General features: G+C 67.0%; 13 protein-coding genes and 1 pseudogene. 5 read left to right on the top strand and 9 right to left on the bottom strand.

Annotated elements, in window-relative coordinates:
* Positions 1-89: 89 nt before the first annotated feature.
* The 3 genes from ACIA8E_RS05700 to ACIA8E_RS05690 all read right to left on the bottom strand — a co-directional run bounded on the left by ACIA8E_RS05700 (position 90) and on the right by ACIA8E_RS05690 (position 2,577).
* Positions 90-440, bottom strand: coding sequence for a hypothetical protein (locus ACIA8E_RS05700; RefSeq protein WP_399294882.1), 351 nt, complete (start codon positions 438-440; stop codon positions 90-92).
* Positions 401-1,669 carry a PQQ-binding-like beta-propeller repeat protein gene (locus ACIA8E_RS05695; protein ID WP_399294880.1) on the bottom strand — a complete coding sequence of 423 codons (1,269 nt, stop codon included), beginning with the start codon at positions 1,667-1,669 and terminating at the stop codon, positions 401-403. The genes ACIA8E_RS05700 and ACIA8E_RS05695 overlap by 40 nt, the downstream gene beginning before the upstream one ends.
* A 245-nt stretch (positions 1,670-1,914) precedes the next feature.
* The gene (locus ACIA8E_RS05690; RefSeq protein ID WP_399294878.1) at positions 1,915-2,577 is read right to left on the bottom strand and encodes a DUF4328 domain-containing protein; all 663 of its coding nucleotides are present in this window, start codon (positions 2,575-2,577) and stop codon (positions 1,915-1,917) included.
* 253 nt (positions 2,578-2,830) lie between these two features.
* Here ACIA8E_RS05690 and ACIA8E_RS05685 point away from each other — a divergent pair, with 253 nt between their 5' ends.
* Positions 2,831-3,178: a hypothetical protein gene (locus tag ACIA8E_RS05685; protein WP_399294876.1), complete on the top strand. Its 348-nt coding sequence runs from the start codon at positions 2,831-2,833 to the stop codon at positions 3,176-3,178.
* 962 nt (positions 3,179-4,140) lie between these two features.
* On the opposite strand, the gene ACIA8E_RS05680 is transcribed toward ACIA8E_RS05685, so the two are convergent.
* On the bottom strand, positions 4,141-5,070 hold the full coding sequence (locus tag ACIA8E_RS05680) for a hypothetical protein (RefSeq protein ID WP_399294874.1): 930 nt from the start codon (positions 5,068-5,070) through the stop codon (positions 4,141-4,143).
* 385 nt (positions 5,071-5,455) lie between these two features.
* On the opposite strand from ACIA8E_RS05680, the gene ACIA8E_RS05675 reads away from it, so the two are divergent.
* Together ACIA8E_RS05675 and ACIA8E_RS05670 are read left to right on the top strand one after the other, a co-directional pair.
* Complete coding sequence (locus tag ACIA8E_RS05675; protein ID WP_399294872.1) at positions 5,456-5,665, top strand: hypothetical protein; 210 nt, start codon at positions 5,456-5,458, stop codon at positions 5,663-5,665.
* A 159-nt stretch (positions 5,666-5,824) separates the two neighbouring features.
* Complete coding sequence (locus ACIA8E_RS05670; protein ID WP_399294870.1) at positions 5,825-6,565, top strand: class I SAM-dependent methyltransferase; 741 nt, start codon at positions 5,825-5,827, stop codon at positions 6,563-6,565.
* 48 nt (positions 6,566-6,613) lie between these two features.
* Here the strand turns inward: ACIA8E_RS05670 and ACIA8E_RS05665 are convergent.
* Positions 6,614-6,847, bottom strand: a pseudogene (locus ACIA8E_RS05665) (transposase); the annotation flags it as partial.
* 110 nt (positions 6,848-6,957) lie between these two features.
* On the opposite strand from ACIA8E_RS05665, the gene ACIA8E_RS05660 reads away from it, so the two are divergent.
* The gene (locus ACIA8E_RS05660) at positions 6,958-7,908 is read left to right on the top strand and encodes a hypothetical protein (protein WP_399294868.1); all 951 of its coding nucleotides are present in this window, start codon (positions 6,958-6,960) and stop codon (positions 7,906-7,908) included.
* 144 nt (positions 7,909-8,052) lie between these two features.
* Here ACIA8E_RS05660 and ACIA8E_RS05655 read toward each other — a convergent pair whose 3' ends face one another.
* The 3 genes from ACIA8E_RS05655 to ACIA8E_RS05645 form a co-directional block, all read right to left on the bottom strand.
* Positions 8,053-8,193, bottom strand: a complete 141-nt coding sequence (locus ACIA8E_RS05655; RefSeq protein WP_399294866.1) for a hypothetical protein — start codon at positions 8,191-8,193, stop codon at positions 8,053-8,055.
* Positions 8,194-8,234: 41 nt separating this feature from the next.
* On the bottom strand, positions 8,235-8,603 hold the full coding sequence (locus ACIA8E_RS05650; RefSeq protein ID WP_399294864.1) for a hypothetical protein: 369 nt from the start codon (positions 8,601-8,603) through the stop codon (positions 8,235-8,237).
* Positions 8,604-9,018: 415 nt separating this feature from the next.
* Positions 9,019-9,309, bottom strand: a complete 291-nt coding sequence (locus ACIA8E_RS05645; protein ID WP_399294862.1) for a hypothetical protein — start codon at positions 9,307-9,309, stop codon at positions 9,019-9,021.
* A 1,077-nt stretch (positions 9,310-10,386) separates the two neighbouring features.
* Here ACIA8E_RS05645 and ACIA8E_RS05640 point away from each other — a divergent pair.
* Entirely contained in the window at positions 10,387-12,585 is a 2,199-nt protein-coding gene (locus ACIA8E_RS05640; RefSeq protein ID WP_399294860.1) for a phosphocholine-specific phospholipase C, read from the top strand.
* A gap of 338 nt (positions 12,586-12,923) precedes the next feature.
* Here ACIA8E_RS05640 and ACIA8E_RS05635 read toward each other — a convergent pair whose 3' ends face one another.
* Positions 12,924-15,011 carry a SpoIIE family protein phosphatase gene (locus ACIA8E_RS05635; protein WP_399294858.1) on the bottom strand — a complete coding sequence of 696 codons (2,088 nt, stop codon included), beginning with the start codon at positions 15,009-15,011 and terminating at the stop codon, positions 12,924-12,926.
* Positions 15,012-15,131 lie beyond the last annotated feature (120 nt).

Below are 15,131 nucleotides of genomic sequence, written 5' to 3'. Positions count from 1 at the left end.
TGTTCGGCGTGAAGAGAAATATCGAGTCCCTATCGAACCCGGAATGGTTCAGTGTGGGAATGGCAGCAGCCGAGGACGTGTCCTGCTCGTCAGTTCGCCATGTCCGACGGTCGTACGGTCTCGACGGTGTTGTTGCGCCTGGCACGTTCGGCGGCCAGTACGGTCAGGTGGCTGGTGAGGGATTCTTGCGGGCCGGACTTCACCAGGTCCGGGTTTCCGGTGGCGACGGCGGCGACGAAGGCGTCCATCAGTCCGGCGTCGCCGCCTGCGTGGCCGCCGGCGGCATCCCTCGTCCCTTCAGCGCCGAGGTCGATGAGCTCTTCGGTGCGGGTCAGGAAGTCGTAGAGCCGAAGGTGTTTGCCGTCGCCTCTCAGTTCGGCACGACCGCGGCTCGGGCCGTTCAGGTCACGAACAATTCGTCGTGCAGCGCCTCGGGCCACCCGACTCTGATCACGCCGTCACCGGCATCCCGGACCGTGAGGCCAGTCCCGACGAAGCCGCGCGGCACTGTCATGTCCGGCAACCGCAGCCTGTGGAGCAGGTCTCCGCTGTGGGCGTCCAGGACGAGCAGATCGGCATGGAGGACCCGGCTCTCGTCCCCTTCGGAGATCGTCGAGTTCTGGACGACGTAGACCCGGCCGTCGGCCAACTTGGCGAAGCCGAACGAATGGCCCGCCAGAGCCCGGCGCTCCCAGGCACGCTTGCCGACCTGCGTGTCGTAGCCCGTCAGGACGGAGGCGCCGGCGCTTCCCGGCGATTCGGGGTTCCCGCCGGAGATGATGATGCCGTCCCCTGCGTCGTCCGGGGCCCAGGAGTCGCTGGAGAATTCGGCCCGCAGTCTGGCGCCCTTCCTGTCGACGTCCAGTACTTGGACGCGGGCCATTTCGCGCAGCTCGCTGGTGGTGATCGGGGAGACTGCGACCAGGGTGTGATTGTCGGTCTTGTAGAGATCTTGCCGGACAGTGCGCTTCCATAGCTCGGCGCCCGTACGGTTGTCGACTCCGACCACCACGCCGTTCTGGTGGTCCGAAGACTGGCAGCTCAGTTCGACCGCGGTCAGATGATTCGGCAGGTCGTGTACGGCCCAGGGGTACTTGCAGGAACGGGGAAGTCGGAGCGTCCACAGCTTCTTCCCGCTGCGCTCCGAGAAGGCGGCAACACCACCCGGGGTCTGCGCGACGACCTGCCCCGCGCCCATGTGAATGTCCTGGAAGCCGCCGCGTGAGAATTCCGTACGCCACCGCACGTTCCCCGTACGCAGGTCGATGCCCACCAGCTTGCCGTCATCGAACCAGGCCACCACCGTGGCGGCCGACACCTCGTCCGAGGGCATGTCGGCGCCCTCGTCACGCCGCTCGTAGCGCCAGTACTCCTTGCCCGTGCGCAAGTTCAGGGCCCGCACCCCGGAGTCAGTGGGGACGATGGACAGACCATGGACGAGCGCTTCAGGGCGATAGGACTGGCGTGAGACCTGGGACGGCGCGGCTGGAGCCTCAGTCCCCAACGCCGCAGGGAATGGGCCCTGGTTGCCGGTGATCACGTCCCGCTCCATGTACCACTCGACCAGCAGGCTCGACATCATAATGACCAGAACGGCCACCAAAAAGACCATGCGCTTGCGCATCGCCGCCGGGTCCGGTTCCGTCAGCAGACGCGGTATTTGTGTCACAGCACTTCCCCACCAGCCAAACCGCGTGATCCTCGCGATCCGGCGGCGCAGTGATCTTCCCGCCCCTCTGCCGGAGAAACAAGGGTGGGGCAGATGACCGATCCACAGAAGGTCACAGCGTCGATCGATGACGTGACCGCAGGTCCAGAACCCGGCGTGTCACTTCTTCGGCTACTGATCGCACCGGGAGGCGCTTGACGTCGCCCATTGAGACTCCACCGACCGCATGCAAATACCCGGGACCCTCAGGATCTTGCTTGGCCCGTCCGGAAGACCTCCGCGGGCGCTGTCGCAGTCGGTGCGGCGCGCCCCAACCGGCGAATGAGCTGCCGGACGACGATGATCGATAGCGCAGCGGCACAGATGTCCAGACCATCGCTGACCATCAGCTGCCGCAGGGCGTGACGAGCCTGGCTCGCGGTGACCGCCTTCTTCAGGTCGTCGGGGCCATCGCTGTATGCATTCGCCGCGACGAGGACGGACAGCCACCATGCCGTGAGCAGAGGATGTCCGCGACGACGCTGCGGTTCCGGTCGGCTGGCAGCCCAGAGGTCGTTGATGAACATCTTGGGTATGAAGAGCTGCCCGAGCGGTATCACCCAGCCGAAGACCAGCCACGCCCTGTGCCGACGCTGTCCCTGGCGCCAGATCACATCCGCGACGTCGCGCATGTTGGCGAGCCAGATACTGAACTGGAACAGGGCCGCGACGAGCAGCACCGTCCGCCAGCCCATCAGGTTCCTGAACCACGTGTCGACCTCGACCAATGGGTTGTCGACGTACGGCCCTGGCGCCAGCGGTCCCGCCAGCAGTTGGTACTTGTGCCACGCCGCCAGCCCGGCCGCGACAGTCACCAGCGCGAACGCGGCAAGCACGCCGCAGGCAAACCGGGCCTGCCCGCGCGGCACCCTGACTGCTCCCGCCACTCCACACCCCCTGGAAGCCGCCCGTTCGGACTTCCCGCAGGTCGGCAGCGGATCTTAACTCCCAGCGAAGCTGATGTCACAGCCCCGGCTCGTGAGCCCGGCGACACTGGGTTCCGTGGCGCATCAGTCGGTGGTGAGTCGCCTCACCTGCGTGTATACGATCCAGGCCATGAAGCGAAGCGTTCGATGATCGCGCTGGTCAGCGCTGGAGCTATCACACTCTCCATAGGCGGTTATGCCGTCGGGGGCGACGCGACACGACGGCGCATCGGAGCGGTCCGCGACGTGCGAGCAGGCCAACCAGGAGTTCAAGACACGGGCCGGCCAGCTCCGGAAGCAACAGCAACGGGCGCCCTACGATGACGACGACCTCAATTCCATGCAGTCGGACTTGGATGCCACACAGGTGAAGATCCTCAGCATGATCGTGGCGCAGAATCCGACATGTTTCGATGCCGGGACGCGTGCGACAGCGGCGATTCTGCGGCAGCACCCTACGCAGGAGGATGCCGATACGGCCGCGTGCGATCTCACCGCCACCGCCACCGGCTCCAGGAACTGCTTCCTTGTGGATGCGCAATAGGGGTGCGCCCGTGGCGCGACCGATCGGAGGGGCCGCGTCGGGGGCGAGCGGCGAGCTCCTACGCAGGTCAACGGCCTCGCATGTCAACAGGCATCCACGTATGGCGTCTTCCGAACTGGGGCTCTAGCGACCCGACATTACGAACCCCTAGTCTGCAGCGCATGAGCAACCGACGCCCTAATCGGCAGATTGTCGAGGACTGGGCAATATCCTGGATCCTGCTCACTCTCGCCCTCCGATTCGGGACCATGATCACACGCGACGAGCCGATGGGTTGGCTCGGCTCCGCTGTGACGGCCGCCGTTGCCATTACAGGCGTGAGGGCCGCGGAGCGCTGGGGCGAGAAGCGTCGGTCACGAACGCGATAACGACAAGTACAGCAACCACAGCCATCGGCCATGACTGCTGTCGACTCCCAAGATTCCGATGCGACCGTGATGACCTCAGATGACCGATCTGCTCTGAGCTAGGAATCAGAAGTGCCCCGTGCCACAACCGCGTCAGATCAGGCGGGACTCAACGGGAACTGCGGCTACTGACGGAGACCACAGCCAGCAGACACCGAAGTCGGCATCCCACAGGTCAGCCCCCAACTCGCCCCACCTCGCCCCTAAAGCGGGTGTCGAGCGGCCCGGGCTGTCACGTGCTGGATGGACTCCGTGATCGCGGCTCAGGGGGCTGTCGAACTGCTGGCTCTTCGCGGGGTTCATGGAGCGGCCAGACGTCAGGACCGTAGATGAACCCGGCCCCGGGCGCCCGGCGCCGATCTCCACGACGCCGCTCGCGCAGACCGGAGTCCTGGCGGGGCGGTCCATGGGGCGGTCAACTCCTCGGCCAAATAGCCGAGATGTGCATGATCAACCACAGAAGGCAGGATGAGATAAGGCCGCACGGGCCCACTTCTTGGTCACACTCGAAGACCCGTGCGGCCCGTGTCACGTCACATTCCGCACCAGCCCCGTTCAAACAATGCGGGATGCGAGCGCGGTCCGCAGCCGCTCGTAGGTCGGAGCCAACCGGCGCAGTCCGTCCGCCACCGCCCGGTCGTCGCCCGTGACCAGCGGGTGTTGGAGACCGCCGACCAGCCGTGCCTGCCCGGCCGCGATTGACGCCGCACCGGGGAGCCCCAGCGAGTCCAGGCAGTGCGCGGCATCGGCGAGCCGGCGCGCACCGACTCGGATCGCGAAGTGCTCCAGGAAGCCACGCATCCGCACGTCAAGTCCCCCCTCCACGAGGGCGGCCAGCGCCTCCACCCCGGCGTCGCCTCCGAGCGTCCCCGCCGGCACCGGCCGGTCGTGGCGGCCCGCCAGCCACCGCTCCGCATCGGGCAGCGACGCCCGCAGCGCGTCCTCCGCCGAGACCTTCCGTTCCTGGACGAAGCCGGCGCGCATCACGTACGGGGCATCGGCGTAGCCGACCGCCTTCGCCTCCCACGCTGCGAGGAAGTCCGCGACCGGTAGCGTCGTGTAGGGATGACCGTGCGGGTCGTGGAAGATCACCTTGCCTCCGTCGACTTCCAGCACGACCACGAAGTGGTCGCCACCGTCGGCGGTGGGTGTGCCCGGCTGGTGGAGCAGTAGCCCCATGTCGACGGGACCGACCAGTACGGGGCCTCGGGCGGAGGCCTCACGCAGCTGCTCCTCAGCCTCCTCGGCCGTGCCGCCGGTGGTACGCGCGCAGCGCGCGCCGAGCAGGGCGATGGCCGCATCCAGACCCTGATCCGGGTCCCAGCCGTAGGGGTCGAACAGCGGCAAAGTGCCGCCGATCAATTCGAAGCCGAACGGCGAACCGGTCAGTACCTCGATGACGGCCGGGGGCGGGGTGGACTGGCCGAGGACCATGGCCAGGGAGTTGGCGTAGCAGTACGGGCCGGAGCCGATGTAGTGCGTCACTGTTGTCCTGTCTTCTTCGGTCAGGAAGCGATGATGGGCTGCGGCAGCCCCATCAACACTGCGGTGGTGCCCCGGGGCATCCCAAGGAAATGGTGAACTCCCGCCATCCAGTGCAGACCCTGACACGGTGTGATGGTCAAGCCCCGGGCGGTCAGCAAAACCACTTGGTCCTCAGACGTAAGCCGTCGGCATACGGGTGCGATCAAAGACAGGCGCTCAATCGCCGACGAAGTCGTAACTGGCCCCACGTAGTGAACGGCCCCGCATGGCGATCCGGCCGAGCTCAGAAGATCCTCAAGCTTTTCAGCCCTGGATACCTCAAGCCCGAAGAGCATGTCATGGTAATCCCACGCTGAATGAACTGAGCAGCCACAGAGGGGGATCCTTGATCGAGCTTGGCATCATGTTCGGACTCATGGGTGTGACGGCGGTTGCCCTGATCGTCAAGCTGCTGCGGCGCAACCGCACAGAGAACGCCGACGGACTCCTCATCGAGCAAGCGAGCCGGGTACTGGCGCGGAACGACCGGGTTACCTACAGCTCCACCGCAGTGCACAACTCTTCACCGACTGTGCGCGACCACTACCGCCCCTAGCTCCGAGACCGTCGGCTCGTCGGTAGGGAACGGCCGGTCCGTGCCTCTTCGTGCCCAATCGCATCGGCAGCCAGGCAGGACACCCGTGAACCGGTGAACCTTCCCGGTCGCAGCACAATCGTGTTGACCGCCCCCGGCAGGCAGTGCTTGAGTCGGCGCGTGGACAGCATTTCTGCCAACCGGCGGTTCTGGAACCAGATCAGCAGCGCCTACCAGCACGAGCACGACCCGCAGATCGGCGCAACGCCCCGGCTGTGGGGCACCTACGCCATCCCCGACGCGCACCTGCACGCCCTGGGCGACGTCACCGGCAAGCGCGTCCTCGAACTCGGCTGCGGCGCCGGCCAGTGGTCCAGGGCGCTCGCCGCTGAGGGCGCCACCGTGGTCGGGCTCGACCTGTCCGAAGCCCAGCTCGCCGCGGCAGCTCGCGCGATGGGAGCGGCCCGCTACCCGCTGGTGCAAGGCGCCGCCGAACACCTCCCGTTCGCCGCCGACAGCTTCGACCTGGTTTTCTGTGACTACGGCGGGCTTAGCTGGGCGCCCCCGCACCTGGCCGTCCCGCAGGCCGCACGCATCCTGCGCCGCGGTGGGCGCCTGGTGTTCAACGTCGCCAGCCCATGGTTCGAAGCCTGCTACGACGAAGCCGCCAGCCGCGTAACCACGAGGCTGCACCAGGACTACTTCGGGCTGGACACCATCGCCGAAGACCAGGGCGCGGTCAGCTATCAGCTCACCTACGGCGACTGGATCAAGGTCCTGCGCGGCGCAGGTCTCGTCATCGACGACCTCATCGAGCCGCGGCCCGAACCCGGAACAGCCAACGGCTACAACCAAACCGACCCGCCTGACTGGGCACACCGCTGGCCGGCAGAAATGCTCTGGGTAACCCACAAACCGTAAGCACCGCCGCACCGAGACGTGAAGGTGTCCCCTCCCCGGTTGGCCCTGGAAGATCCTGTCCCACGTGCCATCCGCCGACCAGCGCTGGTGCCGCTCATGCACGGTCTTCCACGGACCGAAACGCGCAGGCAGATCCCGCCAGGGCACACCCGTGCGCCGTCGGTACAGGATCCCGTTGATGATCCTGCGATGACTGGCCCACCGGCCGCCGCGCAGACCTGACTTCGGCAGGTGCGGCTTCAGCCGGACCCACTCCTTATTCGTGAGATCTCCCCGTCCCATGACCGTGCCAACGAAACGACCCCCACACAGTCACAAGATCCGCCGGACAGGCCCTGGTACGGACTGCCTGTCCTGTAGCAGGACGATTAATCAGAGGAAGACGATCCTCCGTGATCGACCTGCTAGAGATAAGGCCGCAAGCCCAACTTCCTGTCGACAGGGGAAAAGACATGACGACGCACGCTGTGGAGGCTCGAGAGGACCGGCGGTCCGGTTCCGGGCAGCGGGGGCACAGCGCCGGGTTGCGGGTCCTGCTGTTCACGGTGACGGCACTCGTTGCCGGGGCCGCGGGAGTGGCGGGCACCTTGCTCTACCAGAGAATCACCGCTCCGGACACGTCCGCCGTCGACGCTCAGGCCGCTGAGCTTGCCCAGGACCTACGTCGCGACCTGAATGCGGGCTTTTGGTCACCAGAGCACACCTTCGGGGGGCAGTTTACCGAGGGCACCCTCGTCGCCCAGGTCGAGGCACACGGCGGAGCGCTGCTGAGCGTCGGCACGGGGCAGGGGCAGTCCGGTGGTCACGTCCACACGGCAAAGGTGATGTTGGGGCTGCTGCCACCCGGCACAGAGACCGTCGCCGCAGACGCCTATCCGGTCCGCTGTTACCGCTATTCCTTCAGTTTCGGCGCACATAGCGTGAAGCAGTCCACGATGACTTGCCCCGCCTCGCGGTCCGACAGCAAGCCCGGCAGCCTCGCGGCGCAGATGGGCGAGCTGCTCGCGCGGCAGCCCACCGGTGCGTATGTGTACCGGCAAATAGCTACCGAAGGATATGCGCATACTCCGCAGGGCGCTGTGGACTTGCTGAAGGACAAGCGGCTGGTATCCGCCCGGGACACCGTGCGCGTGGTCTCCGGCAAGGCTGACGGCGGTGACGTTTACGTTCTCGCGCTGCACATCAACGGCGCCTGCCACTACCTGCGCATGGACTCCTCGTCTTCCGCGTCGCGTCTGATACCACTGTGGCTCGCCCCGGCCGATGAGCAGGAGGATTGTGGCGTGAAGCAGGCAGTGGCCGCGGCGGTCCTGTATGGGATTGACCCCGCCAAGGCGGGGTGACTACACGCAGCCGAGAACTTAGCGGCGGCCAGCTCCACAGAGCCAAAGGACCCCGCGCAAGACTGAACTTGGCGGGGTCCACGCGCGCAATCGGCGCGCCCGGCATCTGAGGGACCAGGGCGCACCAGGTGCCGCGCGGTTGGCTCAGGGCCGCTCGCCCTTCTTGTCGACCACAGCCGTGTCGAGCTGCGCCATACCGATGACGCTTGTCTCGGCGACCGCGAACCGGGTGTGGGATTTGAACCCACGGTGACTCACGCCACGACCGCTCTCAAGATCGCTCAACACGGCAGCTGTAGATCGTGATCTGCGGGAGCTCGGTCTGTTCAGTTGAAGACTACGAATGCGGTTATGGCAAGCAGGCAGGGAACGGGGATGACGAGTGAAGCGGAAAGCCATTGCCGCAGTCGCTTCCCGGTGGCTAGGGGGAAGAGCACATCCACTGCGAGAACCGACAGCAGCCCCAACCCACCGAAGATGACCAGGCTCAACCTGGCCCATCCGGCACCTTCGATGACGCTGACGTCGCCGCAGTGCGACTCGAAGCCGGAGTTGTCCAGCGCGCATGATCGGTACTCGGTGAGGAGCAGCCACGCAGAGTACAGGGGGATGATGGCTGGTACGCCGAGCAGTAGGTTGACGCAGACCGGAGCGAGGCGCCACCACGTCGAATCTCTGCTGTCCCGCTTCATCATCGTCCTCGTTTCAGGAACATATCGGTCATGGTCGCGGTGGCATCTGAGTAGGCGTGTCAGCGCTGGTGGCATGAGCGCGCCCGGAGGCGATCTGAGGGCTCGGGAGTGAGCAATCAGCTCGGTTCCCGGGCACGGCAGCAATGGGCGATCGAACTCCTGAAGCGGACGCTGAGCAGGTTGGGACGCTACCTGCTGGATGGACTCCATGATCGTGGGCCAGGGCAGTTCTCGAACTTCCGGGCCCTCGCGAGGTTCACACCATGGCCAGACCTCAGGGCCGTAGACAAGATCCACGTCCGCCTTCCGCAGAGTCTCGATGTGCCCCGCCTATGCCGGGTGCCGCGCATGCGCCGCGTTGATCCGAGGGATACAACTACCGGGACGTCGACAGTGCCCAGCGCTTCGCACACTGGCGTCAGGGCTTGGTTATCGGCGATACCCGTCGCGAGCTTGCCACGTAGTTCGCGCTCGCTGGAGCGACGACGTGGCAGTCGGCGACAGGGTGTGGGCCAGGCTCGGTCGGCAGGCGAGGCGTAACCCGTACCGGCAGGCCGGTCACCGCCGCCAGGAGTTCGAGCTCATCGTTTGCCCGCAGCCATCGGACGGCATTCGGCGTCAGGGTCACGGCTATCTGCCAGCCGAGGGCGATGGCCGACTCGACCAGGCCGGTGCGCAGCGTCTCGATTCCATCAGCTGCCGTACCCACGACTGCCAGCACTCCGCGACTGCCTACGCTCACCGTCCACCGCCCCGTATCGGTTCATCCTCAGGGCCAGCAGTACAGCAGAGAAGTACCGCAGCCACACCGACCACCAACAACCGTTGCTGATCCCTGCAGCCCGTATTGCCAGTGCTGACAGCCCGAGTCGCGGGAAGCTTGCGGGGCCCCCGATCTCCCGTCCAAGCCGCTACGTCGACCTCGTAGGGCAACCGCAGGTTGCCGCTTGACCAGCCATGCACAATGAGGCCAGTAAATCGAGGAGGGGCCGGGTTGAGTACCTGGGTCAAGATCGTGTGGGACCTCGGGTGCGGGGTGGCCCTGCTACTGGTCGCATTCAATGTCCGTGATTTCGCCTTGCGAATCCACAGCCACATGCCGAACCGCGTCGGAGTCAGCTTCACTGACTTGAGGACGACCTGCACGATCCTTGGTGCGATCCTCCTTTCGATGGGCATGATCCCTCTGGCTCATGGCCTTTGGCCTTAGCGACTGAGGTCAGGATTCGGGCTCGGCGATGCGAGCTGCACGCCTCCGCATGTGTGGAGGCCCGGCTCAGTAGGGCCTCAAGACTTTCGCCTTGGAGCGTACAAACGTCGGGCGGCATGCCAGGGTCACCCCACGCGAGCACCCGAGCGCGTACCGCCCCACAGGGCCGCCGAACTCGCGGAACGCTACGGGGAGACGACCACACGATGACCGCCGGCGTCCTCGCCCTCACCCATTACTGCCACGAAAACCTGGCCGGTCAGCTACTGACCGGACGTACATCCTCAGCCTCATCGACAGAGGCGATCACGTCGCTCATCAGGTGCTTCCTTGATCAGGAGATAGACCGATCACGGAGCAGCGCCCTATCCGTCGGCCCACGCCGCGAGCCTGGCGCCGTGTTCAGCACTGTTCATGCCGATCTTCCGCACGGTCGGTCCGGGTTCACCATGCCTTCCTAGCCTGTGCTGGCTGCAGCCGTCACCACACGGAAAACACCCGACCCCGGAGGCCGAAGTGATTCCGGAGACGGTCCCTGTCCAGGCGCAGCCCCTCCGCTGAGCGAAGGAATGTGTCATGCCCTCACCATCCAGTCGACGCGACTTTCTCCGCCGGTCGGCCACGACTCTGGGGGCGGCAGCCGCCGCGTCCGTGCTCCCCGGGTCCATCAGCCGGGCCCTCGCCGTCGACGCGGCCGTCCGCACGGGAACCATCAAGGACGTCGAGCACGTCGTGATCCTGATGCAGGAGAACCGCGGCTTCAACCACTACTTCGGCACGATGCGCGGCGTGCGCGGCTTCGGTGACCGGTTCCCGATCCCGCTCGAGAGCGGCAAGCCGGTCTGGTACCAGTCCGACGGCGCGCGGGAGATCCCGCCGTACCACCTCGACCCCGAGCGCTCCAGCGCCCTGCTCATCCCCTCGACGCCGCACTCCTTCTCCGACGCGCAGGCCGCGTGGAACCAGGGCAAGCTCGGCCACTGGCCGAAGTACAAGACCGAGTACTCCATGGGGTACTACCGGCGCGACGACATCCCCTTCCAGTTCGCCCTCGCCGAGGCGTTCACCATCTGCGACTCCTACCACTGCTCCATCACCACCGGCACCGACCCCAACCGCATCACGTTCTGGTCGGGTTCCAACTTCGACCCCGAACTCGGCCGCCAGGGCGTCAACTCCGGCCCCGACCAGTCCGAGCCCAACAACCTCCGGTGCTGGATCACCGGCAAGTGGGTGCCGGACGCGTGGCCGCAGACCTACAACTACGCGAGCAACGCGTTCACCTGGGACACCATCCCGGATGTACTGGAGCGCGCCGGCGTCAGCTGGCACATCTACCAGGACATGAACGACAACTGGACCGGCGCGATGAACGGCTGCCTGGCGTTCGAGAGCTTCCGCAACGCCCAGCCGGGCACGCCGGTGTACGAGCACGGCATGACCGGTGGCCCCGACTTCCTGGACCGGCTCCGCCAGGACGTGCTCGAGGGCACCCTGCCGCAGGTCTCCTGGGTGCTGACGACCGCGTCCAACTCCGAGCACCCGGGCGCGGGTTCCAGCCCGACGCACGGGGGCGACTTCACCGCCGACGTGCTGGACGCGCTGACCGCCGACCCGGAGGTGTGGAGCAAGACCGTCTTCCTGCTCACCTTCGACGAGAACGACGGCCTCTTCGACCACGTCCCCGCACCGGCCGTCCCGTCGTACAACCTCGACGGCACCCTCGCCGGCAAGTCGACGGTCCCGGTGGACGGCGAGTACTTCGACGCGTCCGGCAAGCCGTCGTCGTGGCTCAAGGCCGACGACACGGTCACCGGGACGACCCGCCCGTGGGGCATGGGCCCGCGCGTGCCGCTCTACGCCATCTCCCCGTGGAGCCGGGGCGGCTGGGTCGACTCCGAGGTGTTCGACCACACCTCGGTCGGAATGTTCCTCGAGCAGCGCTTCGGCGTCCAGATCGACGCCATCAGCCCGTGGCACCGCGCCGTCTCCGGTGACCTCACCTCGGCGTTCGACTTCAAGCACCCCAACAAGCAGCGGTTCCCGGAACTCCCCGACCAGAGCGACTGGGCCGCCTCCGACACCCACCAGCGCACCCTGCCGGCGCCGAAGGCCCCGACGGCACCGGAGCCGCTGTTCCAGGAACGCGGGACGCGCTACTCCCGCGCACTGCCGTACGAACTCCACACCGACGCCTCCACCGATCACACCGCGGGCACGGTCACCCTCCAGTTCCGCAACACCGGTCACAAGGGGGCCGTCTTCCACGTGTACGACAGGCTTCATCTCGACCGGATCCCGCGGCGTTACACCGTCGAGGCCGGGAAGCGGCTCGCCGACGTGTGGGACGCCATCGCGGCCGACTCGGGCGCGTACGACCTCGAGGTCCACGGTCCGGGCGGCTTCTTCCGTTCCTTCACCGGCAATACGGCCTCCAAGGCCGGCCCGGAGCTCCGGGTTCGGTACGACCGTCACGGCAAGTCTGTCGTCCTCACCGTGCACAATCCCGGACCGAAGGCGGTCACGCTGCACGTCGAGCCCCACGCCTACCGCTTCACCGAGTCCCGGACGATCCATGTGCCGTCCCGCAAGGAAGTCGAGCGGCGCTGGTCGCTGAACCCGAGCGGTCACTGGTACGACTTCACCGTCACCGTGGACGGCTCGCCGCTCGAGAGCCGCTTCGCCGGCCGAGTGGAAACCGGCGGGGACGGCATCAGCGACCCCGCCATGGCAGCCCACATCCAGCAGGCGGAGAGCCCCGTAGCCGCCAACTGACACCGGCCTCGGGCGTCGCCGCGACACACCCGGCGGCGCCCGAACAGCTCGTAGCGCAAGCGGTGCGCACGACGGTGGGCCCAGATCTCTACGAGGTCCTCGTGGAGATCGACGTCGTGGCCAAGCTGCCCGAGGCCGGCCGAGCGGCAACGAGGGTGACGCGGACGCCGGAGGTACGCAGTTCACCGGCGAGGGCGACGGCCTGCTTGCCCCGATGACGCATGACCGGTCGCCCCGCCCGGCAGGGGTGTGGCGTGTGCGGCCGAGAGGTCTGCCCTCAAGGAATTACTGCGGCGCTTCGAGGCTTCCAGCAGTTCCGATGACCAGTGGGTGGGGGTTCACGCTTTCGGCTCGAAGGGCTGTGTCCGGGCGATGAGCAGGGCGACGTCATCGGGGCCGTCGGGACGCCGCAGCTCCTGAAGGAGCCGGTCGCAGGTCTCCTCAAGGAAACGGTCGGGCGCATCCAGCACGCGGAGCAGCGTCTTGAGGCGTTTGTCGATGGGGTCGTGGCGGGTTTCGACCAGTCCGTCGGTGTACAGGACCAGCTGGTCGCCGGGGCCGAGGTCGAAGCTGGTGGTCTCGAAGGGGACGCCTCCCACTCCCAACGGGATGCCGGTGGGCAGGTCGAGCAGTTCCGGGTGCTTGCCGCTGCGCACGAGGACGGGGGGCAGGTGGCCGGCGGTGGCGATGTGGCACTCGGCGCGGTGGGGGTCGTAGACGGCGTACACGCAGGTGGCGATGGGGTGCCCCAGTCCCGAGGTGATCTTGTCCAGGTGCTGGAGAACCTCGGCGGGGTCGAGGTCGAGGTCGGCGAAGGCACTGGTGGCGGCGCGCAGGCGGCCCATCGTGGCGGCGGCGCCGATCCCGCTGCCCATGACGTCGCCCACAACGAGTGCGGTCTTGTCGCCATCGAGCGGCAGGACGTCGTACCAGTCGCCGCCGACCTCGAATGCGGCCTGTGCGGGCCGGTACCGGGAGGCGATCTCCAGGCCGGGAAGGCGGGGCGGGTGTTCCGGAAGGAGGCTGCGCTGCAAGGTCTCGGCGGCGTTGCGCACCCTCTCGTGCGAGCAGGCGTTGTCGATGCACATGGCGGTGCGAGAGGCCAGCTCACCGGCGAGGGCGAGGTCGTCCTCGTCGAAGGGCAGCGGATTGCGCGCACGGGTGAGACCCAGGAAGCCGAGGACCTGGCCACCGGCAGTGAGCGGGACTGCGATGTAGGAGTGCACGCCGGCGCGGGCCAGCAGGGCGGCGGCGTGGTCGTCGCGGGCGATGCGTGCCAGGTCGTTGTCATCCGCCTGGGTGATCAGGATCGGGCGGCCGGTGCGTACGCATTCGGTGGCCAGTCGCCCGGTGCCATATGCGGCCAGGTGGCCGGGCGGGTCGGCTGCCTCAGCGGCTTCGGTCGGGTATGCGGCCTTGACCGCGAGGGCGCGAAAGAGCGCGGGGCCTTCGCGATCTGCCAGGTGACAGTCTTCCAAGACGGAATCCAGGACGTCGACCGCGACCACGTCGGCGAGCTCGGGAACGGCGACCTCGGCCAGCTCCCGGGCGGTCTTCCCCACCTCCAAGGTGGTGCCGATGCGAACGGAACTTTCGGCGATCAGGGCAAGACGCCGCCGGGCCTTGGCAGCCTCCATGGCTGCCTGATGCCGGTCGGTGACATCCACCACCAGTTCGGCCACCCCGAGCACCCGCCCCTGGGGGTCCTCCAGCCGGTACAACGAGATCGACCAGGCATGCTCGTGCTCTGGGTCGGCGGGGCTGCGGCCCACGACGGTGGACTGGTCGATCATGGGAATCCCGGTTTCCAGGACGTGCCGCATCGCGGCCTCGACCACCTCGAACCTCGAGTGGGTCATGATCTCGCGGTAGTGCCGACCGAGGTGGTCATCCGCGGGTATGCCATGCATCCGCTCCAAGGCGGGGTTGACGGATACGTACCGCAGGTCGGTGTCGAGGATCGCCAGCCCCATGGGGGACTGGGAGATCAGCCGGGTGGACAATGCGACGTCCCGCTCCACCTCACGCAACGTCGACTCGTCGGTAGCGAGCCCGAGGGCGTAGAAGTCACCGCGGTCGTCCAGCAGCCTCGTGTTACGGAACTCCACCAGACGGGCGCTGCCGTCCTTGTGCCGGATGGGGAAAGCCCCGGCCCAGCTCTCACCGGTCCCCATGACGTGGGCGAACAGCTTGATCATCAGTTCCCAGTGCTGTTCATGGACGAGCACCTGCGCCGCGTACTGCCCGAGCACCTCATCAGCGGCATAGCCGAACACTTTCTCGGCCTGCGGGCTCCACAAGACGATCCGCCCATCGCCGTCCAGCAGCAGCGCGGCGAAACCGAGAAGGTCCACCAGCCCGCTCGGCTGCGACGACCGTGCCTCCGGCCGACCGGCGTCGGCCACGCCCCCTTCGACCTCGCTCACCCGGGTACTCCTTCCACCGGCCGGCCGCGTGGCCCCTCCCACGCCCCGGTCCGTGGCCTGGCCACTTACCTGCGGCCTGTCCCCCTGTTCACTAGTGCTTCAGCTTCCATGGTCCCCCGG

This window comes from Streptomyces sp. NPDC051664 (assembly GCF_044453545.1).
Classification (GTDB): domain Bacteria; phylum Actinomycetota; class Actinomycetes; order Streptomycetales; family Streptomycetaceae; genus Streptomyces.
Note: the sequence above shows the minus strand (reverse complement) of the source record. Positions and strands in the feature narration are given on the sequence as shown.

Bases quoted from the DNA above. Each gene is read 5' to 3' on its own strand.
- ACIA8E_RS05650 (WP_399294864.1), bottom strand. From the start codon at position 8,603: ATGATGAAGCGGGACAGCAGAGATTCGACGTGGTGGCGCCTCGCTCCG.
- ACIA8E_RS05685 (WP_399294876.1), top strand. From the start codon at position 2,831: ATGCCGTCGGGGGCGACGCGACACGACGGCGCATCGGAGCGGTCCGCG.
- ACIA8E_RS05640 (WP_399294860.1), top strand. From the start codon at position 10,387: ATGCCCTCACCATCCAGTCGACGCGACTTTCTCCGCCGGTCGGCCACG.